General features: G+C 26.7%; 25 protein-coding genes. 23 read left to right on the forward strand and 2 right to left on the reverse strand.

Annotation, left to right across the window (positions count from 1 at the left end):
• Positions 1–22: 22 nt before the first annotated feature.
• The gene (locus tag AC4FQW_RS01805) at positions 23–208 is read right to left on the reverse strand and encodes a hypothetical protein (RefSeq protein ID WP_491146915.1); all 186 of its coding nucleotides are present in this window, start codon (positions 206–208) and stop codon (positions 23–25) included.
• A 183-nt stretch (positions 209–391) separates the two neighbouring features.
• Between AC4FQW_RS01805 and AC4FQW_RS01810 the strand changes: the two genes are divergently transcribed.
• From AC4FQW_RS01810 to AC4FQW_RS01900, 19 genes are all read left to right on the forward strand, one after another.
• Positions 392–1,012 (forward strand): phage scaffolding protein, encoded by a 621-nt coding sequence (locus AC4FQW_RS01810; RefSeq protein WP_491146916.1) that lies wholly within the window; start codon positions 392–394, stop codon positions 1,010–1,012.
• 17 nt (positions 1,013–1,029) lie between these two features.
• Positions 1,030–1,845, forward strand: a complete 816-nt coding sequence (locus AC4FQW_RS01815) for a N4-gp56 family major capsid protein (RefSeq protein ID WP_491146917.1) — start codon at positions 1,030–1,032, stop codon at positions 1,843–1,845.
• Positions 1,846–1,887: 42 nt separating this feature from the next.
• Positions 1,888–2,193, forward strand: coding sequence for a phage head-tail connector protein (locus AC4FQW_RS01820; protein WP_491146918.1), 306 nt, complete (start codon positions 1,888–1,890; stop codon positions 2,191–2,193).
• A gap of 4 nt (positions 2,194–2,197) precedes the next feature.
• The gene (locus tag AC4FQW_RS01825; protein WP_491146919.1) at positions 2,198–2,506 is read left to right on the forward strand and encodes a phage head completion protein; all 309 of its coding nucleotides are present in this window, start codon (positions 2,198–2,200) and stop codon (positions 2,504–2,506) included.
• Positions 2,499–2,918: an HK97-gp10 family putative phage morphogenesis protein gene (locus tag AC4FQW_RS01830; RefSeq protein ID WP_491146920.1), complete on the forward strand. Its 420-nt coding sequence runs from the start codon at positions 2,499–2,501 to the stop codon at positions 2,916–2,918. The genes AC4FQW_RS01825 and AC4FQW_RS01830 overlap by 8 nt, the downstream gene beginning before the upstream one ends.
• A complete protein-coding gene (locus tag AC4FQW_RS01835) occupies positions 2,918–3,292 on the forward strand; it encodes a hypothetical protein (RefSeq protein WP_491146921.1) in 375 nt (124 codons plus the stop codon). The genes AC4FQW_RS01830 and AC4FQW_RS01835 overlap by 1 nt, the downstream gene beginning before the upstream one ends.
• Position 3,293: 1 nt before the next feature.
• Positions 3,294–3,851 (forward strand): hypothetical protein, encoded by a 558-nt coding sequence (locus AC4FQW_RS01840; RefSeq protein ID WP_491146922.1) that lies wholly within the window; start codon positions 3,294–3,296, stop codon positions 3,849–3,851.
• A 21-nt stretch (positions 3,852–3,872) separates the two neighbouring features.
• Positions 3,873–4,172, forward strand: coding sequence for a hypothetical protein (locus AC4FQW_RS01845; protein ID WP_491146923.1), 300 nt, complete (start codon positions 3,873–3,875; stop codon positions 4,170–4,172).
• 170 nt (positions 4,173–4,342) lie between these two features.
• Positions 4,343–4,483 carry a hypothetical protein gene (locus AC4FQW_RS01850; RefSeq protein ID WP_491146924.1) on the forward strand — a complete coding sequence of 47 codons (141 nt, stop codon included), beginning with the start codon at positions 4,343–4,345 and terminating at the stop codon, positions 4,481–4,483.
• A 2-nt stretch (positions 4,484–4,485) separates the two neighbouring features.
• Complete coding sequence (locus AC4FQW_RS01855) at positions 4,486–7,191, forward strand: phage tail tape measure protein (protein WP_491146925.1); 2,706 nt, start codon at positions 4,486–4,488, stop codon at positions 7,189–7,191.
• A 3-nt stretch (positions 7,192–7,194) separates the two neighbouring features.
• Positions 7,195–7,893, forward strand: a complete 699-nt coding sequence (locus AC4FQW_RS01860; RefSeq protein WP_491146926.1) for a phage distal tail protein — start codon at positions 7,195–7,197, stop codon at positions 7,891–7,893.
• Between the two features lie 16 nt (positions 7,894–7,909).
• Complete coding sequence (locus AC4FQW_RS01865) at positions 7,910–8,173, forward strand: hypothetical protein (RefSeq protein WP_491146927.1); 264 nt, start codon at positions 7,910–7,912, stop codon at positions 8,171–8,173.
• A 65-nt stretch (positions 8,174–8,238) separates the two neighbouring features.
• Positions 8,239–8,619, forward strand: coding sequence for a hypothetical protein (locus AC4FQW_RS01870; protein ID WP_491146928.1), 381 nt, complete (start codon positions 8,239–8,241; stop codon positions 8,617–8,619).
• Positions 8,620–8,655: 36 nt separating this feature from the next.
• On the forward strand, positions 8,656–14,064 hold the full coding sequence (locus AC4FQW_RS01875) for a phage tail spike protein (protein ID WP_491146929.1): 5,409 nt from the start codon (positions 8,656–8,658) through the stop codon (positions 14,062–14,064).
• Positions 14,065–14,113: 49 nt separating this feature from the next.
• The gene (locus tag AC4FQW_RS01880) at positions 14,114–14,407 is read left to right on the forward strand and encodes a hypothetical protein (RefSeq protein WP_491146930.1); all 294 of its coding nucleotides are present in this window, start codon (positions 14,114–14,116) and stop codon (positions 14,405–14,407) included.
• A gap of 20 nt (positions 14,408–14,427) precedes the next feature.
• Positions 14,428–14,916, forward strand: a complete 489-nt coding sequence (locus AC4FQW_RS01885) for a coiled-coil domain-containing protein (RefSeq protein ID WP_491146931.1) — start codon at positions 14,428–14,430, stop codon at positions 14,914–14,916.
• Positions 14,917–14,964: 48 nt separating this feature from the next.
• Positions 14,965–15,780: an N-acetylmuramoyl-L-alanine amidase gene (locus AC4FQW_RS01890; protein WP_491146932.1), complete on the forward strand. Its 816-nt coding sequence runs from the start codon at positions 14,965–14,967 to the stop codon at positions 15,778–15,780.
• Positions 15,781–15,987: 207 nt separating this feature from the next.
• Complete coding sequence (locus tag AC4FQW_RS01895; RefSeq protein WP_491146933.1) at positions 15,988–16,980, forward strand: hypothetical protein; 993 nt, start codon at positions 15,988–15,990, stop codon at positions 16,978–16,980.
• Between the two features lie 24 nt (positions 16,981–17,004).
• Entirely contained in the window at positions 17,005–17,475 is a 471-nt protein-coding gene (locus AC4FQW_RS01900; protein ID WP_491146934.1) for a hypothetical protein, read from the forward strand.
• Between the two features lie 479 nt (positions 17,476–17,954).
• Here AC4FQW_RS01900 and AC4FQW_RS01905 read toward each other — a convergent pair whose 3' ends face one another.
• Complete coding sequence (locus AC4FQW_RS01905; RefSeq protein WP_491146935.1) at positions 17,955–18,425, reverse strand: CPBP family glutamic-type intramembrane protease; 471 nt, start codon at positions 18,423–18,425, stop codon at positions 17,955–17,957.
• Between the two features lie 311 nt (positions 18,426–18,736).
• Here AC4FQW_RS01905 and AC4FQW_RS01910 point away from each other — a divergent pair, with 311 nt between their 5' ends.
• From AC4FQW_RS01910 to AC4FQW_RS01925, 4 genes are all read left to right on the forward strand, one after another.
• Positions 18,737–19,102 carry a hypothetical protein gene (locus tag AC4FQW_RS01910; RefSeq protein ID WP_491146936.1) on the forward strand — a complete coding sequence of 122 codons (366 nt, stop codon included), beginning with the start codon at positions 18,737–18,739 and terminating at the stop codon, positions 19,100–19,102.
• 267 nt (positions 19,103–19,369) lie between these two features.
• On the forward strand, positions 19,370–19,927 hold the full coding sequence (locus tag AC4FQW_RS01915; protein WP_491146937.1) for a YcxB family protein: 558 nt from the start codon (positions 19,370–19,372) through the stop codon (positions 19,925–19,927).
• Between the two features lie 320 nt (positions 19,928–20,247).
• Positions 20,248–20,940, forward strand: a complete 693-nt coding sequence (locus AC4FQW_RS01920) for a hypothetical protein (protein WP_491146938.1) — start codon at positions 20,248–20,250, stop codon at positions 20,938–20,940.
• Positions 20,941–21,077: 137 nt separating this feature from the next.
• Positions 21,078–21,239, forward strand: coding sequence for a DUF4352 domain-containing protein (locus AC4FQW_RS01925; protein ID WP_491148135.1), 162 nt, complete (start codon positions 21,078–21,080; stop codon positions 21,237–21,239).
• Positions 21,240–21,321 lie beyond the last annotated feature (82 nt).

Genomic DNA, 21,321 nt, shown 5'->3' on the forward strand with positions numbered 1-21,321 from the left:
TAATAGAGACTGTAAGGCTCTATTATACTGAAATATTTGGAGGGTAGATTGGTTCACTTTCTTTGTCCCATAAATACTTATCAAAGTAATTAGTATTTGCTAGGTTACTAGAACCAATATATTTCCATCCACTTTGTATAAAACTTTTAAATATATCCTCCCTCTCTTTATTTGACATACTTTGAAATGCTATTTTATAAATAAACATCTTAAATCACCTCTTTATTCTATTATATCATTACTCAAATAAATATAAGTAATCAATAAAGTCTTAGAAATAAGGCTTTTTTTATTTTGCCTTTTTTCTTACTTTATAGGCGTAAAAGAATAAAGGTAAGAACCACATTACAAGAGCAACACTTGTAAAAAGCGTAAATGGAGGGATATATAAATGAATTTTGAAGAATTATTAAAGGCTAAAGGTTTAAATGATGAACAAATTAAATCAGTTATAGGAGCTATGAAAAAAGAAAAAATTTATACTACTAATCTTGAAAATATAGAAGATAGGTATAACAAACTTAAAGGTAAAAAAGAAGATTTAGAAGAACAACTTAATACTGCCAATAACACTATTAAAGACCTTAAAAAGAACAATGCTGACAATGAGGAACTTCAAAAGACTATTAAGCAGCATGAAGATACTATTAAGACACAAAAGGCAGAATATGAAAAAAATGTAAGAAATTTAACTTTAGATAGTGCTATTAGTAGTGCATTAACTAAGGCTAAAGCAAAACATTCTGATTTACTAGCATCTAAAATTGATAGAGATAAGTTAGTAATAAATGAAGATGGGACTGTAACTGGATTAGATGAACAACTTAAAGGGTTTAAAGAAACTTATAAAGATTTATTCGAGGTAACTCTTGGGGGAGGTACACCACCTAATCCAGATACTAAACCAAGTAAAACAACAATAACAAAGGAAGATTTCTTAAAAATGGATTTTTACGAGCAAAATAAGTTTGCTAATGATAATCCAGAGCAATATGCAGAAATAATGAAATAGAAAGTGAGGAATAATATATGCCAAATAGTTTATTAAATGTAAAAGTTATGGGAGAAGTGCTAGGAGCAACTCTTCCATCCAAATTAAAATTTGCACCATTAGCCAACGTAGATAGTACTTTAACTAAAGTTGCAGGAGATACAATAGTTGTAGGAAAATACGGTTATATTGGTGAAGCAGTAAAAGTAGCACCAGGAGAGCAAATTCCAATTTCAGATTTAAGTATGACAAGCCAAGAGGTAACAGTAGCTAAGGCTGGTAAAGGTATTAAAATACTTGATGAAGATGTAGTTATTAGAGGAGAAGAAGTAGTTAATGAAGGAAAATCACAATTATTAAAAGCTATTTCAGATAAAATTGATAGTGATTGTTTAGTTGCATTACAATCTACAAAAATAAGTGTAGACAAGTCAACAGCTGAAATTGATTATGAAGCCATAGTTGATGCAAAAGGAGCTTTTAATGATGAAGAAGATGAATCAGCAATATTATTTATAGCACCTAAACAAAAAGTAAAATTATTAAAAGATAAAGACTTCATTAGACCAACTCAAATGGGGGATGAAAGAATGATTAAAGGTGTTATAGGAGAATATGGTGGATGTCAAGTAGTTGTATCTAAGAAAGTAAAAGCTAAAGCAGGAAAATATGAAAATATTGTTGTTAAACCTGGAGCACTTGGAATCAAATTAGCTAAGAATGTTAAAGTAGAAGAAGATAGATATGCAGGAAAGGCAACATCTGAATACTATTCAACTGAACACTATGTTGCTTACTTAAAAGATGAATCTAAATGCGTAAAACTTATAACTAAGCAAGAAGCTTCAGCATAAGAGTAGATATTTAAATCTACTCTTATTTTTATAGGTGATAATATGAATAAGATTGAATTACTAGAAAAAATACAAAGAAGAAGTAAATCAGCAGCTAAACAAGATGATAGATTAGTTTTAGATTTAATTGATGAAACACAGGAGGAAATAAAAGAATTTACTCATAGAGAAGATATTCCTCCTAGTTTGGAAGGTTCTTTAATAGAACTGGTAGTTACTAAGTGTAATAGATTAGGAACAGAAGGTATAAGTTCAGAGAGTTTTAGTGGTATATCTACAAGTTATGAAAAAGGATTTCCAAAGAGTATAGAAAAGAAACTTAAAAAATGCAGAAAACTTCCGAGGTGATAATATGAGCATTAATAGTAATACAAAATCTGTAACTTTGCAGGTTGAAAAAACTATTAGATCTAAAACTGGAGCTATAAAAAGTGAATGGCAAGATGTAAAAACTATAGAAATATCTATATATAAAACAGATAGCACAATGAATACTACAAATGCAAGATATAACGAAAGTAGTCATATAGGATTAACAAGCGAAGAAAATATTATAAGAGGTAAACATAGATTAAAAGATAATGAAACTATTTATAATATTGAAGATGTTACTTCTGGAAGATTAAATGTTTTATTGTTGAAGGTGATTGAAAATGTCTAATGATAATAATGCATTTAAATCTAGTATAGATAAAGCAATGTTAGAAGTAATATTAAAAACAGAAGTTAATGTTAGAAAAGCTACTTTAATTATAGAAAGAAGAGCAAGGCAAAATTGTCCAGTAGATTTAGGTATATTAAGAGCAAGTATAGGTTCTGATTCTGAAATTACAGCAGGAGAAATAATTGGTTATGTAGGTTGTAATTCTGAATATGCTCCATATGTTCATCAAGGAACAGGTATATATGCTAAAGATGGTAATGGAAGAAAAACACCATGGAAATATGTTGTTAAAGCAGGAAAGTACAAAGGGGGACATATAACTAAAGGGCAAAGACCACAACCATTTTTAGAAAATGCTAGAGATCAAAGTAAAGGTTTAGTAGAAACAATATTAGGGGGAATAGGTTAATGGAAGAAGTTTTAGTAACCTACTTAAATTCAGATAAAAAATTAACTGAATTAATAGGAAAAGATTCTATATATCCAGGATTTACAACAGATATAACAAGACCTTCTATAGCATATAGAATGAAAAGAATATCAGAAGGGCCAGTTAAAGAAAATCAAGTTACATTAGATATTATATGTAATGATTATGATTTATGTTTAGAAATTGAAAAGCAAATTATTAATTTAATGCATTTTGATATAAACGAACCTAACAAAATAATAGAAAATATATCATTTAGGGGCAGCCTTGCAGGAGGTGGCCCTTTATTTGATGATGCGATACAAATGTGGGAAGATAATATAATTTTTATAATAAAATGGAGGTACTTATAATATGGAACATAAGACAGAAGATGTGCTATTAGGAGCAGGAGAAGTTTACATGTATGAATTTACAGGTAAAGCTATTCAAGAACATGGAGAAATAGAAACAGACGAACATAATGTAGGTTATTGTTCTGGAGGTTTTAAATTTGAATATAAACCTAAGAAATATGAAGTTAAAAATCAATATGGAAAGATAGTTAAAACTGCTATCACAGAAGAAGAAATAACATGTAAAACAGGTATTTTAACATGGAATTTAGATAAATTAGAATTACTATCTACTGCTAAAATAAAAGCAGATAAGTCTAAGAAAACTAGAACATTAACATTTGGTGGAGGTGTATCATTAAAGAATGTATTAATAAGATTCGTTCATGAAAAAGATAATGGTAAGAAGATAAGATTCACTATGATTGGCCAAGGTGGAAATGGATTTGCTTTAGATTTTGGAGAAAAGGAAGTAACTATAGATGCAGAATTACAAGCAATCGAATATGTTAAGAACTTCTTAGCTTCTATAGAAGAAGAATTATCAGAAGAAGAAGCTCAAAAAGTAAAAGAATAATTTTAAAGGAGAATATTAAATATGATAGATTTAGATTTTTATACAACAAGAACAATAGATTTTAAACTAGGTGGGGAAATGGTAAGAGTACAAGAACCACCTGCAAAATTAATAAAGAAAATGACTGCTTTAGAAAAAATAAAAGATGAAGAAAAGCTATTAGACAGACAATATGAAATAGTTGTAGATATATTAAATAATAATACTTCTAGTAAAAAATTTACTAAAGAAATGGTAGAAAACTACCCACAAAGCATGATTAATGCAATTATAACAGAAGTAACTAAGTTAATGGGAGAAATAGAAAACTCCCCAAACTAAAGCTGCCCATTCCAGATGGTGAAATAGGAAAAGCCATATTTAATAAATATTTTCCTACTGATGAATGGGAACAAAATTATATAACAGAAACAGCAGATATTAAAAGTATAAGTGATTATGCAAGGTTAAGCTTTATAGAAGTTTTAAACCTTCCATATTCACTTTTTTTATTGTATAGAAAAGATGCCTGGATAAATGGATTAAAACAAGATGAAAAGGGCCGAGAGTTCTTAGAAAACTTATGGAGATTACAACAAACTAAGGCAGATAAAAATGCAATAAATGATTTTAGATCTGGAGAAAGGAGGTAACTATGGTAGGTGGAATAAGTTTAGCTCCTTTAGTAACACAAATAAGAGTAAACCTAGATGGATTTAAAAATCAAATGACAGCAGCTAAGAATTTAGGTGTACAAAAAGCAGATGAAATAAGCAGAAGCTTTGATAAGATAACTAAAAGTGGAGAAACATTTTCTAAAATTGGATCTAAGTTAACAAGCCATGTAACATTGCCTTTAGTTGGATTAGGTGCAGCAGCTATTAAGGTTGGTATGGGTTTTGAAGCTCAAATGGATAAAGTTGCAGCTATATCTGGAGCAACTGGAGAAGATTTTAAAAAGTTAAAAGCAAAAGCAGAAGAAATGGGAGCGAAAACTAAGTTTAGTGCAGCAGAAGCAGGAGAAGGCCTAGAATATATGGCTATGGCAGGTTGGAAAACTGGAGATATGCTTAATGGTATAGAACCAATTTTAAATCTAGCTATAGCATCTGGTGAAGAATTAGGAACTACATCAGATATAGTAACTGATGCATTAACTGCATTTGGACTTCAAGCAAAAGATGCAGGTATGTTTTCTGATGTATTAGCTGCTGCAAGTAGTAACGCTAACACTAATGTTGGTATGATGGGTGAAACATTTAAATATGCAGCACCAGTTGCAGGAAGTTTAGGTTATACAGTTAAAGATACTGCACTAGCAATAGGACTTATGGCCAATTCTGGTATTAAAGCATCACAAGCAGGTACATCATTAAGAGCTGGACTAACTAACTTAGTTAATCCAAGTAAGAAAATGGCTAAAGCTATGAAGAAATATGGAATTTCAATTAAAGATAGTAATGGTCATATGAAGTCATTCAAACAACTTATGGTTGATCTAAGAAAAAAATTAGGTCATCTTGATAAAGCTACACAAGCAGCAGTAGTTAGTACAATATTTGGTAAAGAAGCTATGTCGGGTTGGTTATCTATAATAAATGCATCAAGTTCTGATTTTGATAAACTTTCTGGAGCTATAGATAATTCGCAAGGTGCTACTCAAAAAATGGCAGATACTATGAGTAAAAATGCAAAAGGATCTATTGCTGAAATGAAATCAGCTTTAGAAGAATCTTGTATTAAAGTATTTGAAGTTTTAGCACCAAGTATAACAGATATAGCTAATAAGATTAGTGATTTAGCTAATAAATTTAGTGCATTATCACCAGAAACACAAAAGATGATAGTTAAAATGGCATTAGCAGCAGCAGCTACAGGCCCACTAATGAAAGGATTTGGTGGAGTATTAACTGGAGCAGGTAAACTTAAAGATGGTATAGGAATATTAAATGCATTTTTTAAAAAAGGTGAAGGTGGAGTTTCTAAATTTTCTAAAGCATTAAAAATGGGCCAAAAAGGAGCTACCTTTTTTGGTAAAGGAGTTAAAAAAATAGTTGATCCTTTAGGACTAACTAATAAAGCTATGGCCAAAACAGGAAAGGGAGCTACATTTTTAGGTAGAAAAGCAAAATTATTAGGAACTCAACTATTAAAACTTAAAGGGCCAATACAAGCAGTAGGAAGTAAATTAAGTTTTTTAAAAATACCATTTACTGCTACAGGTAAAGTATTTAGTAAATTTGGATCATTAGCAAGTAAAACAGGTGGTAAAGTATTAAAAGCATTTAGTAAAATGTCAGTTTTAGTGCCTGGTCCAGTTAAAGCTATGGGTGCTAAAGTTGGTGGTATTTTTGTTAAATTAGGTGGAACTATTGTTGGAAAAATGGGAAGCATTGTTGGAAGTGTTGTTGGTAGTATGGGAAGTTCGGCTGCATCACTTTTAGGATTTGCAGGACCAGTAGGAATAGTTGTTGGAATAATTGCTGCAATGGCTTTAGCATTTGCTACTAATTTTGGTGGATGTAGAGATACAGTCGCAAGTATTATGAGTAGTATTTCTAGTATTATCGGAACAGTAACTGCTGCAATAAAAGTTGTATGGGCAGAATGGGGAACTTACATTATGACTTTTATAAGTGCTATCTGGTCAAATATAGAAGTTATATTTAGAACTGCATTTAATATTATTGCAGATGTATTTAAAATATTTGCTGCTTTATTCAAAGGAGATTGGCAAGGAGTTTGGAATGGCGTAAAAGATATATTTAAAAATGTATGGCATATGATAGGAACTTTACTTAAAAACTTCTTAAACATAATTATAATGCTTATAGTTGGAGTAGGTGGAAAATTATTAAGTGCAGCAAGAAGTGCTTTTATGTTTATACTTCATGGATTTAAAGCTGTATGGGCCATGATAACAAGTTGGTTAAGTCAAGCAGTACATCATCCAGTTAGGACTATTAAAGGAATAGGATCAGCTTTATATAATGCAGGTTGTTCTATATTTAGATCATTATGGGATGGTATAAAATCTGTTTGGGGTGGTATCTGTAATTGGGTTGTAGATAAAGTAAATTGGATAAAAAATAAAGTTGCTTTTTGGAAAAAATCCAATGATTCAATGCAAAAAACAGATGGATCACACTATAATGGCCTTGATTATGTGCCATGGGATGGCTATATAGCAAGATTACACAAAGGTGAAAGAGTATTAACAGCAGAAGAAAATGCAGCTTTTTCATCTGGACAAGGTAACGGAACTACAATTAACTTTAATGGTACTTATGGATTTAATAATAAGAATGATATTGATTATTTCTTAAATCAAGCAGCTTTAAAATTGAAGGGGGTAAGATAGATAATGATTGTAAATGATATAGATATTTTAACTAAATACAATGCTATTCTTACTGAAAGAAATATACAAGCATGTGAGATAGTAACATTTAATGATTGGTTAGATAATTCATTAGATCCAGTCAAATTAGCACCAGAAAAAAGCAAATATTCTTCTATAAATATTAAGTTATATATAGAAGGAAAAAACGAAAATGAAATTTTAACTAAAATAAGTGAGATTTTAAATATCTGTAAAAGTGGAACTATTAAATTTAAGGATATTAATTATTCGTATAACTTCTTTATAGAAACACATGAGGAAGAATTAATAGCTGATTTTGCTTATACTATTGAACTAACTTTAAAATCAACTTATAAATTTTTAAATGAAAATAAAGTTTCTTTTACTGATTATACTAAAAATATCAATATGCAAGGTAATGTAAAAGTTCCTTGCATAGTTGAGATTATACCAACTATTGATTTAATTGACTTAACTATTAATGGTTTGGCCAATGATCCAATAATAATAAAAAATTTAAAACAAGGTAAAAAAATAATATTAAATGGTGAAGATGGAACTGTTACACAGGAAGGGAAAAATAAATTTTCCGATACTGATATGTGGGAGTTCCCTTTTTTATTACCAGGAACAAACATAATTAAGTTAAATAAAAATAGTTGTAATATTACAATAAAATATAAACCAAGATTTTTATAGAAAGAAGGAATTTTTAATGGAAAATGAAGCAAAGGTAACAAGCACAATAACAGAAACTACAAATTTAACTGGAGTAGTTGAAGTAGAAAAGGATGGAATGAAACAGCAAGTTATGAATATGAATTGCTCCTTAAAAGAGAATGACGTGGCTAATATACAAACTTATGTAATTAACATGGATTTATTTAAAGCTAATTCTACTTTAGTTGCAGCAGAAGTACAAAAGTTTAGAACAAAAGCTACAGAAGTAGCTAAGGGATTAAATTGTTTTGTATTTTAATTTAAGAGCTTACATTATGTAGGCTCTTTTTATATTAAATAAATTTAAGAAAGAAGGATTTAAAGATGGCAAAATTAACAAATAAAGAAATAATAGAAAAAGTGGGTATGTTAGGAGAAATAAGCAATAGAAAGTTACCAGTTAAGGTTAGTTATGCAATAGGCAAAAATATTGGAAAAATAGAAAGTGAATTAAAGCACTACAATAAAGAAAGACAAAAAATATTAGAAGAATGCTGTTTAAAAGATGAAGATGGAAATCTTAAAGTAGAAGATGGCAACTATGCTATAGATCCAAATAAATTAGAACAATGGAATAAGGATATACAAGATTTACAAGAAATTATTGTTGAAATTGATGTACATACTTTTAGTATTGATATGTTAAATGGTTATGATATGACTGCAAGCGAAATGATGTGTATCGATTTTATGATAGAAGAATAATTAAAACATCAATCTTAAAAGAAAGGGGGTTAATGTTTGTTACAATTATTAGATTTAAACAAAAATAAAATAGCAGGATTAACAGAATATAAAGATTTATGTATAGAAAGTGTTCTAAAAACTGGCGATAAAACACTTTCTTTTTTATATTCTAATAAATCTAAATATTATGATGAAATAGTAGAAGAAAGTTATATAATAACTAAAACAAATGAGTATGTAGTTAAAGAGAAAAATTTACAGAGTAATTATACTACCTTTATATGCAAACTTAATGTAGAAGATATAGAAGGTAAAGAATGGGATAGATTTGAGAGTGTAGAGCAAACAATAATAAATGCTTTAAATTTAGGGATAGTAGGAACTGGTTGGACAATAGGAAAAACTGAATGTGATATAAAAAAGAAAAGAACTATAAGAGTAACTAATTGTTCAAGTTGGGATATTATCCAACAAATAAAAAAGACTTATAGAGTAGAAATAGAATTTGACACTATAAATAAAAAGATTAATTTATATGAACACATAGGTACAGATAAAGGCACTTATTTTGTAGATAGTTTAAATTTAAAATCACTTAATGTACAAGCAAATTCCTATGATTATGTTACAAGGATAATTCCAGTAGGAAAAGATGGAATAACTATTGAAGATATTAATAATGGTAAGAAATATGTTGAGAACTATCAATATACAAATAAGATAAAAACACTTATTTGGAAAGATGAAAGATATACAATAAAAGAAAATTTAAAAAATGATGCTATTGCTAAATTAGATGAAATTAGTAAACCTTATAGAGCTTATAGTTTAGAATTAATAAACTTAGCAAAACTAAATGATAAATATAAAGATGTTTTAGATTATAGCTTAGGAGATACTATAACTATTTTAAGCAAAGAAAATAATATTAAAGAAAAGCAAAGAATAGTAAAGCTAAAAGAATATCCGCAGGATCATACTAGAGATACAGTTGAAATTGCTAATACTATCTTAAGATTTGAGGATATACAGCAAGAGAACCAAGAAACTACAGATACAGTAAATAATATTACAACAGATAATGGAACTATAGACGGAAGTACAATAGATGGAATAGAAACTAATCAGATAAAAGATTTTAAAGTGAATGTTTTAGAAGCTGCTGAAATACATGTTATAAAAGGTGATATACAAGATTTAAATGTAGCAGTGTTAAAAGCTGGTCAAGCTATTCTTACTAAAGTAGATACATCTAAATTAAATGCTTTAGAATCTAAATTACAACATGCTTTAATTGGGAAAGCAGATGTAAATGAACTTAATGTAGCAGTAGAAAGAGTTGGAATTTTAGAAGGTAAATCACTTAGTGTAGAAAATCAACTTGCGGGTAATCTTACAGCAAAGAATTTTAAAGCTAATTCTATAACTGCAGGTAGTGGAATAATAGCAGAAGGTGCTATAGGATCAGCACAAATAAGTTCTTTAAGTGTAAATAAATTAGAAGCAGGAGATATAACTACTAGTAAACATAAAATTGTTAGTGCAGATGGAACTGTAGAAATAGTAGGAAATCAAATACTTATAAATAGAAATAATGTTAATAGAGTTATTTTAGGAGAATATAGAAAACAAGATAATACAACAGATTATGGATTACTAATAAGAGCAAAAGATGGAAAGACTATAATGCTTGATAGTGAAGGAGTTCATAATGCAGGTATTACAGATGGAGCTATAAATAATAATAAGGTAGCTGATAATGCAAATATATCAGGAAATAAATTAGATATAAATTCTGTTATTAGGGAAGTTAATAATAAAGGTACTGAAACTATTAAAGGTACTAAGGTTACTGTAGGGGATAGAACTTTAGATGTAGAGTTATCTACACAAAAGAATACTATCACAGAACATGGAAAAGAATTAAGTAATCAAAAAGCTACAATAAATGCTTTAGATAATGCTATTAAATTAAAGGTAGATAATCAAACATTTACTCAATCTACTACAGTTATAAATAATAATATTAATAAAGCTAAGGAAGATGCTATAACCACAGCTAATAACAATACTACAAATATTATTAATAATTTGCAGATTGGTGATAGAAACTTAGCTTTTAAAACTGATTCAGAAAGTGTACAAGTTGGTAATAACACAGTTAATCAAACTCAATCAATGTATGAATTAAACATTGAAGAATTAAAAGGAAAGAAAATTACAATTTCTTTTGATTGGAGTGTTGATGGTGAAAATATTAGTGGAACTTTTTATACTCAATTAAATAATACACCTTGGACAAATTTTACGGATACAGTTACAGTATCAAATTTAAATAAAAAAGGGCATATTACAAAAACAATTAATATTCCTAATGAAATTTCTGCTACTTCAATTATGTGTAGAAAAGATAATTTTATAGGAACTTTAAAAATAAGAAAGCTAAAAATTGTAATTGGAAATAAAATAGGAGATTGGACACCAGCTCCAGAAGATGTACAAGCTTATGCTGATTCTAAGAAAAATGAAGCAATTAAAACTGCTAGTATAGATGCAAATAATAAGGCTAATAATGCTTTAAATAGTGCTAAAGAATTTACTACAGCACAAATAACAACAACTAATAGTAATTTAAGTAAAGCAACAAGTGAAATTAATATACTTAAAAATCAAATATCGACTAAAGTAAGCCAAAGTGATATTGATAAAACTGTAAATAATATTCAAATTGGTGGGAGAAATTTAATATTATATAGTAAAGATTTAAAAAATAAAAATTATTATTTTTTAGGTTCTAATAATACTAAGGAGATTATAAATATTAAATCACCATTAGGAATAAATGATAAAGCAATTAAACTTACAACTTCAAAATCAACTAATAATGAAATTTTCCGTTTACATTATGTAGTAAAAATAACTGGTGTTTATACTTTTTCTTGTTGGTATAAATCAGCAACAAATAATAATCAACAAGTACATTTTGATATTTGTGACCAAGTGGCAAATAATCAAAATTGTATTGCTACACAAGAATGGAAAAAACTAATTATAACTTCTACGGTTAGCAGATGTGATGAAACATATCATTTTGTAGATATAGAAGTTGCTAAAGGAAATTCAGTAATAATATATAACCCTAAACTAGAAATAGGAACTAAAGCTACGGATTGGACTGCTGCTCCAGAAGATACAGAACAATTAATAGTAGATAATATTAAAGTAATTACAGATAAAATTAATGATGTATCTACTAAATTTATACAAGCTAAAGATAGTTTACAAGCTAGTGTTAATAGCTTAAATAGTACAACACAAACTATAACAACTAATTTAACTAATTCTACTAATGATTTAAGCAATAAAATAAACATAGCTAAAAATGATGCTATTAACAATTCTAAGAGTTATGCTGATATTAAAAAGAATGAAGCTATTTCAAGTGCTAATTCTCATGCAGATTCGGTTGCTATAAATAAAGCAAATGAAGCACTTAATAATGCTAGGACTTATACTAATGCACAAATAACAACAGTAAATACAAGAGTTAGTAATGCAGAAAGTAGTATTAACATACTTAAAAATCAAATATCGACTAAAGTAAGCCAAAGTGATATTGATAAAACTGTAAATAATATTGAATTTGGTGGAGTAAACTTACTTTCAAATACTTTTGAATTTGAAAATTTAAGTAATTGGAGTTTGTCAAAAGGTCCAGGTCAAAATGGAGATATTAATCTTATTGATGATCCTATATTTAGGAATGTAATTCATATTGTAAAGCCTAATTCTCAAAGTTGGTTTGTTTTAGGTAATTATCCTATAAGAACCCCTAATAATAAATTTGAGGTAGGAAAGGAATATACAATTTCGTTCATGGCAAAGGCTAATGGAAATTTAAATATGTTCGTTGCATTTATGGATGGTAATGGAACAAACTCAGTAGGTTGCAATTTACAAATGGCTCTAAATACTGGTTGGAATTATTATAAAGGTACATTTAAAGCATCTGATACTGGGAATACGCCTGAATTATATATAACAATGGATACAGGGGAGATTTGGATAACAAAAATCAAGCTATCTGAAGGTAACAAAGATGCTGGTTGGTCAATTTGTCCGTTTGATATAAATCAAAAAATAAAAGATAATATAACAACAGTAACAACTAAAATATCTAATGTAGAAAGTAATTTAATTCAAAAAACAAATAATATAAATGCAGAAGTTAGTAGTGTTCAAAGCATATTAAATACAAAAGCAGATGGAAGTACAGTAAGTTCTATGCAAAGTCAATTAGCTAGTATAAATATAGGTTTAGATGGTATTAAAAACGAAGTAGCTAAAAAGACAGATAAAGGATCTATTATATCAGCTATAAACCAAAGTGCAGAAGAAATAAAAATAGATGCTTCAAAAATTAAGATAAATGGATTAACAACATTCGCTAGTAGAACAGGATTAAAAGCTATACAAATAGAAAGTAATAATATACTTTTTTATGATTGGGAAGGTAGCGAAAGAAAAGATATTATAGGTCAAATTTATTCTACTAGAACTAATGGAGATGCTAGAAAACCTGGTATAGCAATAGGACATAAAAAGAATTCAACCTTTGATATAGTTTATCAAGATGGAAATAATAATACATCTTTTATGACTTTTGATAAAAATAATATACTAGGTAATAAAGTTCCTATAACAATAAATGAAGATATTGCTCTAAATGCTTCTTTATTATATCTTTCAACATCTAAGATAAATGATATTTACGAATCACAAGAAGGTTACTTCTGTATAGAAGCAAAGCATGGAGTTCAAATTACAGATGTCGATACTAAAAATATTACAGCACTTTTAGGTCCAGATAGAACATCATTTGCAAAGTGGAATCAAAATTATTATTATGCTGAATTTTTCCCTGGTGAATGTAGATTAGGAACCGGAAGTGGTAAAAGCTATGCTAATTTTTTCTCTGGTGGATTTGCTCTTAGAAGTGGTAATGGTGAAGCGTATTTGTGGGCAGATGCAGGTTCTTCAGATATATGGACAAAAAGAGGAGTAAACCTTAGAATACAAGGTAGCTTAAGCGTCAATGGTTCTAAAAACAGAATAGTTGAAACTATGTATGGTGATTTAACATTAAATGCAATAGAAAGTACAGAATGTTGGTTCACAGATATACTTATAGAGCAAAGCAGAACAGATTCTAATGGAGATTGTATAATATGGTTTGATAATAAGTTTTTACAAACTGTAAATACAAGGTATAAATATAAAATTGATGTAACTCCTATAGGTGAATTTGCTAGTAATGGTAAGTTAACATATGTAAGAGTAGTAGAAAAAACAGAGAAGTATTTTAAAGTTAGAGGAACACCAAACACATTATTTGATTGGACTATAACAGCAAAACAAAAAGGTTATGAAAGAGATAGGTTAGAAGTATTAAAGGCTAGTTAATTCTAGTCTTTTTTTATTTTATAAATTAGGAAGGTGAGGAAAAAATGATATGAATGTAGATATTACAGTTTTAGTTGGATTTGCATCAACAATACTAGGAATTGCAATTGGAATAATAAAAGCTAAAAGAGATAGCGATAAAGAAACTAGAGAAGATGCAGTTAAAGATACAACAGCTATAGTAAAACTTGATTACATTAGTAAAGGTGTTGATGATATAAGGCTCGATATAAAGGCTCAAGATAGAAAAATACAAGATATTGTAATAGACATAACTAAACTTAAAGAAAGCACTAAATCAGCACATCATAGATTAGATACTATAGAAGAAAATTTAAAATAATTAAGAAAGAAGGAATTAAAATGGATAAGATTTTAGAACCAATATTAGGAGCAATAGCTATAGGTATTACAGGAATATTAGTAGCAGTAATTAAAAGTGTAGGAGATGTAGCAATAGAATATATAGTAAAGAAAAAGCAAGTAGTAGAACAAAGATTGCAGTTAGATAAGCATATAGAAGAAATAGAAACTGCAAAACAAATATGGAACATTGTAGAAGAAAAATACAGAATTACAGATAATATAAAAGACTTAGCAAAGAGTAAAGCTGATATGTTTGATAAATTATTATTAGAAAAAATACCTTATTTAACTAAAGATCAAGTAAAAATGTTAAGACAAGCAATAGCAGGTGAAATAAACAAAGGTAAAGCTATGCTAAATGAAGATAACTTAAAGCAACAAGCAACAGAATTAGTAAATAAAAATAATGATTTAGAAATAGAAAATACAGCACTTAAAAATAAATTAGCTGCAATATCAAATTATGTACCAACAGAGCAACAATAATAGTTGCTCTTTTTTATATTTAAATTTAAGTAGAAAGAAGGAATTAGAATGAAAATTGTATTAAGAGGTGGACATTCTCCAAATTGTAAGGGAGCTATAGGTTATTTAGATGAACAAGTATGTGTAAGAAACTTAGCTAGAAAAGTATCTGATATACTAAAAGAAAATGGTCATACAGTATATTTAGTAGAAAGTAATGAATATGATGTTAATGCAGATTTAAGAAAGGGAGTTGATAAAGCTAATTCAGTAAATGCAGATTTATTTTTCTCAATACACATGAATGCGAGTAATGGATTAGGACATGGTACAGAAGCTTGGGTTTATAATGCAAGTGGGATTGTATATAAAATTGGAGAAAGATTCTGTAGTAATTATGCAAAGTTAGGATATATAAATAGAGGGGTTAAAACATCACATGGATTATATGAAGTAAGAAGAACTTCATGCCCAGCATTAATATTTGAAACAATGTTTTGTGATAATAAAAAAGATAAAGAATTATGGGATAAAAATACTTTAGCAGATTTAGCACTAGGAATTGCAAATGCTGTTGATTCAGAAATAAATACTTCAAAATCAAATAATTCATCACATAATTATAATAAATCTTCAAATAATAGTGGCTTAGTTTCACAACATGGTAAGTGTACTGTTATTGTAGATAAATTAATGATAAGAGAGAAACCTTCAACAAGTTCAAGAGCAGTAGGTTCTTATACTAAAGGGGAAAGTGTAAATTATGATTACTACGTTGATAGTGAAGGTTATAGATGGATTAGTTGGATTGGTGGTTCAGGAAAGCGTAGATATATGGCTGTAAGAGTTTTAAGCACTAATAAAAGATATGGTAAATGTGTATAGAAAGTAATTTAGGCAGGAGAAATCCTGCCTTTATTTTTATTTATAGGAAAACTTGTCCAGTTAAAAATAATCTTTTATAATAAAAAAAGAACCTCAAGTGTTACAGCACAGGTTCTTTTTGAAATAAATTGGTATACTTTAATAATCATATGTTTATTATATCATGTTATTTTTAAAGTATAAAGGTAATATGAGGTGAATTATATAATGAATGAAGAGAAAAAAACAGTACCTAAGAAGGTTTATTCTTACAGAATAGAAGCTGAAAAAGATTTATTAGAAATTTTTGAATTAGTAAAGGAAAGAATAAATAATGATTTTACTAATCTAGATGAGAGAAGTTTGATTTATAAGGAAGAGAAAACTGGATTAAAGTATTTTTTGGATGTTAGGAATATTACAGAATATAAACAATCAGAAAACAATAGTAAAATTAAAGTATGTGAATGCATATTATACAAATTAAGAAGTGATGATTTTCCATATTTATTTGATACATTAACAGGAAAAAGAACGCCAATTGAGTCAAATGATTCAGATGCAATTATGGAACAGACACATTTCATTGTTATACCAAAGTTAAATATATTAATTAGTGAATATAATCGTTTTGGTGCTTATCCTACCAAATTAGTATTTATTATTCATAAAATATTGGGTCCTTTATACTCAACAGGATTTAAAGTGAAGCATGTGTTAAATACAGAAACTGCATATAGATTAAAGAATATGGAGAATATAGAGACTATATCAATTAGTTGCGGGCATCAAGGTTTAAAAACTATAGGGCATTATATGAAAGTTAATTTTGCTGATGTTATTGATAAAGGATTTAGAGATGCTTCGGACTTAAAATTCAAATTCACAATAAGTGGAAAAGGAGTTGGAGCTAACAGAAAAGATGTTAAATTAACAGATGAGGGAATGTTTAAAAGACTTTGTAATCTTGTATTTAATTCTAAGGATAAGAAAAATTTAGATATACATAGCGCTAAAATTACAGAAAGGAAAGGTAATAAAGAAGTTAAAGAATTGCCTATAGATTTATTTTCAGACTACTTAGTAGGGGAAGTGACTGCGATAAAATTGTCTAATAAAAGTAAATATATAAATTCTGAAGATATGTTCATGAAATTAACAAAATTGTATAATGCTAATAAATTTGAAATCAGCAATTTTGTAAAATTAGAAATAAAATGATTTTAAAATTAAAGAGGTGATATTATGAAATGTTTGATGAGAAAATTAAAATTATCACTTTACTCTAAAAATGGACATAAAAAAATTGGATTAGTAATTTTTCTGATAAGTATGCTAATATTTATTATTATTAAAGATAAGATAAGCGAGAAAAACTTAATAGAATTGGCATCTAGTGATATGTTTAATATATCGGGCGTTTTAGCTGGATTTATATTTACCGGATTAGGTATGATTATAACATCTACTTCAAAAATGATTAAGGATATAAAGGAAACTGATAATTTTTGTGTTGTTAAAAATTATTATAGTGGAACAATAATGTGTTTTTTAATAACAATAATTTTATATTTATTCAAAATGTGTATAATAGGATTAAATATAGGTGAAGTTTGGATTAAGCTATATTTATATTTAATAATTATATCGTTTGTTACAGGGATATTATTTTTCATTATATCATTAAAAATGTTAAATGCTATAATAAATGATTAGTTAAAATAAAAAGATAGCAATAATTAAATTGCTATCTTTTTTATTGGACTTGAATAAGTGATATATTAAATTTGGAAAACTCTAATAACTTTATTGGATAAGTATTAACAGATACATCTTTATTATTAACTATATTTAAAAACTTATTCATCATAAAACAAAAATATACTTATATGTTAAAAATAGAAAGAATTAACATAACGTTTACAAAGTAAATTTAAAATTATGATAAAATATTTTTAAATTTTATCATATATTTAAAAGGGGGATGTATGTTATCGGAGTTTACTCAAATTTTAATATTTATTTTTAATATAATATTATTTATAATAGCGGTAATTATTATAATAAAATGGATAAAAAATAAATAAATTAAAAGGAAATTATTAGTTAAAATTTATTTTTTCTTTATTAAAAATAATAAAAGACCTGAAAGGATTAATTCTTTGTAGGTCTTTTTTATTAGATTAATTAAAATATTATGGATACATAAACGCTATCAAATTACACAGCATATGTATAATTACCATAATCCAATAAATAGATAAATTCTTGCTCTTATAAAATATATAGGCGTAGTTAAAAATAAATGCTGTTGGAACAATAATTAAAATATAATATATACTATAACTATGTAGTCCTGCAAAAATTAAAGATACAATCAACCAATTTAAAAAATCACTTTTTATAAATTTCCCAATTAGTTTTATTATTAATATTAAAATTCCTGTTTCAATTAATGGAGTTAAAATTATAATATCAACAATATTAACTAATAAAGAGTATTCTTCAAGATTAGGCCCACTTATTATTAAATCTGTAATATTAAAAACATTAAAAATAAATGTGAATATTAAATCTGATATCTCGCATAATAGTACAGATAATAAAATGAATTTAAAATCAGATAAATTATTTATTTTCTCTTTAATTGTTTCGAATTTATTCAAATTAATTCCCCCTTACCCGTATACCCAATTATAGCTAATTTCCTAAAATTTACAATCTATTTTTTATTAAATTTAAATGAGTAGTATTAAAAACTTAGCTTAAATTATAAAATAAGAAATGGTATTAATGAAATTATAATATTGATAAAAAATACTATTCTTTAGTAAACATATTTTAATATAATCCTGTTTCTTCATATGTATAGTGTTTTACCTAAAGTATTTATATATTTGATTAATATTTTATTTACAAATTCCTATTTATTGTATGGTAAAATATTCTTGTATTTGTTTATAAAGGAGAGTTCCAAATGAAAAAAATAATATCTTTAATGATAATATGCATAGTTACAGGAGGAATTTTAATCGGATGCTCCAATAAAGAGCAAAAAGAAGTATATTATAATGATAAACATACCTTAGAAACCTTCGGAGAAAATGGTAGATATTGCATGTACAAAATTAATGATAATCTGTCTATAAAAGATAGAAAGAATGATTCAATACTTGCTTTTGATTTAATTGGCTATAAAAATATAAAACCTTATTTATATGCAAGAAGTGAAGATTGTTATATTAAATTAAATTATGATACTTCTAAATCTAAAATTAGTACAGATTTAAGTGATTTTTCTAAAGATGACCAAAAAATATTTAAAGAAATTAATAAAAAATAAAATGTTTTTATATTAATTAAAGGAGAGTACATATGAAGTTATTATAGCTCTTACTTTTAAAAAATACTTAAATTTCATAAAACCCACCCATTAAAATAATTATATATAAAATAACAAAAATTTAAATGATATAAAGTGACATAAATTATAGTAATTAAAGAAAATTTATAATGTATTTTATTATTTATTCTATATTTATAAAATACAAATACCACCTTGATTATATGTAATTTTATGTTATATATTACTTATTGTGGGGGTGTGGAATTGAAAATAACTTATAAAAATAATTTAAAAGATTATAATGATTACTTTGAATTTAATTTAAATAATTTATCTAAGGTAAATAAATTTTTAGTACCTATTATATTTTTAATAGGTATTATTTATGAATGTATAAATTTATACTACTATTATAAGAGTAATAACCTAATTTATTTTGATAGATCATTAAAAAATATTCTTATTTTTAGTATATTAGCTATAATATTTTTAATATTTATCAAGAAAATTCTATGGTTTATTTTTAAATTAGATTTTAAGCTTGCTTTAAAATCCAATAAATCATTATTTAAAGAAAAAAGTATAGAATTAAAAGAAGAATACATTTTATATAAAATATACAATTCTAAATTAAGAGTAATTAAATACGATAAAATAAAGAAAGTAGTTGAAACTGAAGACTGTATATATATAATAAGAAAAGCTGTGGATCAAAGTTATATAAAAACACCAATAATTCCTAAGAATGCTTTTCTTAACAAAGATGAGAAAATGAATTTATTAAACTTATTAGAAAAGAAAATAATAAATGATATCAAATAAATTTAAAGTAAAGTATTCGTATAATAAAAAAAGAACTGTGAGATTTATTCTTGCAGTTCTTTTTTGTTTTCTAATTTGTTTATGTAAGTACAGTAACTTGATAAATGTTACTATGCTTAAATTATGAAATAAGAAATGGTATTATTGCAATCATAATAGTAATAAAAAATAATATTGTTATTAATTCTATTTTTATATAACTCTGTTTCTTCATATATATAATACTTTCCATATAGATATATTTTATACATATTTTATTTACAAATTCCTATTTACGATATGGTAAAATATTCTTGTATATCAATTAAGGGGGATTACTAATGAAAAAAATAATAAGTATTTTGTTAAGTTGTGTTGTAATAACAATATTATTTGCAGGTTGTGGAGGTAAAAATGAAACGCCTAAAGAAATGCAAAAACAAGAAGAAACTGTTTCTAAAAATAAGTTAACTGAATCAGATAAAAATCTTCTTAAAAAATCATATTATGATTTTGATAGTAACGAAAGAACGCAATTTGCGGAGATAGAAGAAAAATTTAATAAGATGACAGATAGTGAAAAAAAAGAGTATTTAAAAGATTTTGAAAGGCTAGAAAAAGAAGAAGAAATTCAAGTTAAAAAGTGGGAAAAAGAAGAAAAGGAAAAGGAAGCTAAAGAGAAAGAAGAACAAAAAGAAATTGCAACAAAAGACTCTGAGGTAGTTAAAAATGTAGTAAAAACATATTTTTCAGGTTGGAAAGAGAAAGACTATGCAAAAATGTATGAAGTATCACAAGAAAGTTGGAAGTCAAGAAATAAAGAAGATTTGTTAGAAGCTTGGTATGATTTCAAGGATTTAAAATCATACAAAATAATAAAAATATCAGGTAATGATACAGCAAAACAAGTTAGTGTAGAATGTGAATATGATATGGGAAGCTTAGGAGTAAAAAAATGTACTATAACAGCAAATGTAATAAATGAAAATGGAGAGTGGGGAATTAACCCTACATCAACATTGAAAGAAGAATAAATAAAAAGGCTAGGAATGAACATCCTAGTCTTTTTATTTAATATTCTGTTAATTATGAAAATATAATAAAATAAATTAAATTTATGCTAAAATATTTTTGAAATTTATACTAATGAGGAATATCATGTAATCAAGCTATAGTTGATAATCAAAAAGGTGAATTAGATGGAAAAATAGCTCCTGGAAGAAAAATGACTGGTGAATATATAGTTGAAGCACCAAAAGGAGAAAAAGGATTAGAATTACAATTTGATAGTTCATTAGTTTCAAACGGACAAGTTATAGTTACATTAAATTAATTTAAAAGACCAGATATTTAATCTGGTCTTTTTTGTCGTCAAAAATTCGTCAAAAATAAGTAAATAAAATTAAGATATAATA

It is taken from the genome of Clostridium sp. TJA085 (assembly GCF_058310235.1).

What these genes read in the sequence shown, in the direction of transcription:
- AC4FQW_RS01805 (WP_491146915.1), bottom strand. Translation starts at nt 208, where the DNA reads ATGTTTATTTATAAAATAGCATTTCAAAGTATGTCAAATAAAGAGAGG.
- AC4FQW_RS01810 (WP_491146916.1), top strand. Translation starts at nt 392, where the DNA reads ATGAATTTTGAAGAATTATTAAAGGCTAAAGGTTTAAATGATGAACAA.
- AC4FQW_RS01815 (WP_491146917.1), top strand. Translation starts at nt 1,030, where the DNA reads ATGCCAAATAGTTTATTAAATGTAAAAGTTATGGGAGAAGTGCTAGGA.
- AC4FQW_RS01820 (WP_491146918.1), top strand. Translation starts at nt 1,888, where the DNA reads ATGAATAAGATTGAATTACTAGAAAAAATACAAAGAAGAAGTAAATCA.
- AC4FQW_RS01825 (WP_491146919.1), top strand. Translation starts at nt 2,198, where the DNA reads ATGAGCATTAATAGTAATACAAAATCTGTAACTTTGCAGGTTGAAAAA.
- AC4FQW_RS01830 (WP_491146920.1), top strand. Translation starts at nt 2,499, where the DNA reads ATGTCTAATGATAATAATGCATTTAAATCTAGTATAGATAAAGCAATG.
- AC4FQW_RS01835 (WP_491146921.1), top strand. Translation starts at nt 2,918, where the DNA reads ATGGAAGAAGTTTTAGTAACCTACTTAAATTCAGATAAAAAATTAACT.
- AC4FQW_RS01840 (WP_491146922.1), top strand. Translation starts at nt 3,294, where the DNA reads ATGGAACATAAGACAGAAGATGTGCTATTAGGAGCAGGAGAAGTTTAC.
- AC4FQW_RS01845 (WP_491146923.1), top strand. Translation starts at nt 3,873, where the DNA reads ATGATAGATTTAGATTTTTATACAACAAGAACAATAGATTTTAAACTA.
- AC4FQW_RS01855 (WP_491146925.1), top strand. Translation starts at nt 4,486, where the DNA reads ATGGTAGGTGGAATAAGTTTAGCTCCTTTAGTAACACAAATAAGAGTA.
- AC4FQW_RS01860 (WP_491146926.1), top strand. Translation starts at nt 7,195, where the DNA reads ATGATTGTAAATGATATAGATATTTTAACTAAATACAATGCTATTCTT.
- AC4FQW_RS01865 (WP_491146927.1), top strand. Translation starts at nt 7,910, where the DNA reads ATGGAAAATGAAGCAAAGGTAACAAGCACAATAACAGAAACTACAAAT.
- AC4FQW_RS01870 (WP_491146928.1), top strand. Translation starts at nt 8,239, where the DNA reads ATGGCAAAATTAACAAATAAAGAAATAATAGAAAAAGTGGGTATGTTA.
- AC4FQW_RS01880 (WP_491146930.1), top strand. Translation starts at nt 14,114, where the DNA reads ATGAATGTAGATATTACAGTTTTAGTTGGATTTGCATCAACAATACTA.
- AC4FQW_RS01885 (WP_491146931.1), top strand. Translation starts at nt 14,428, where the DNA reads ATGGATAAGATTTTAGAACCAATATTAGGAGCAATAGCTATAGGTATT.
- AC4FQW_RS01890 (WP_491146932.1), top strand. Translation starts at nt 14,965, where the DNA reads ATGAAAATTGTATTAAGAGGTGGACATTCTCCAAATTGTAAGGGAGCT.
- AC4FQW_RS01895 (WP_491146933.1), top strand. Translation starts at nt 15,988, where the DNA reads ATGAATGAAGAGAAAAAAACAGTACCTAAGAAGGTTTATTCTTACAGA.
- AC4FQW_RS01900 (WP_491146934.1), top strand. Translation starts at nt 17,005, where the DNA reads ATGAAATGTTTGATGAGAAAATTAAAATTATCACTTTACTCTAAAAAT.
- AC4FQW_RS01910 (WP_491146936.1), top strand. Translation starts at nt 18,737, where the DNA reads ATGAAAAAAATAATATCTTTAATGATAATATGCATAGTTACAGGAGGA.
- AC4FQW_RS01920 (WP_491146938.1), top strand. Translation starts at nt 20,248, where the DNA reads ATGAAAAAAATAATAAGTATTTTGTTAAGTTGTGTTGTAATAACAATA.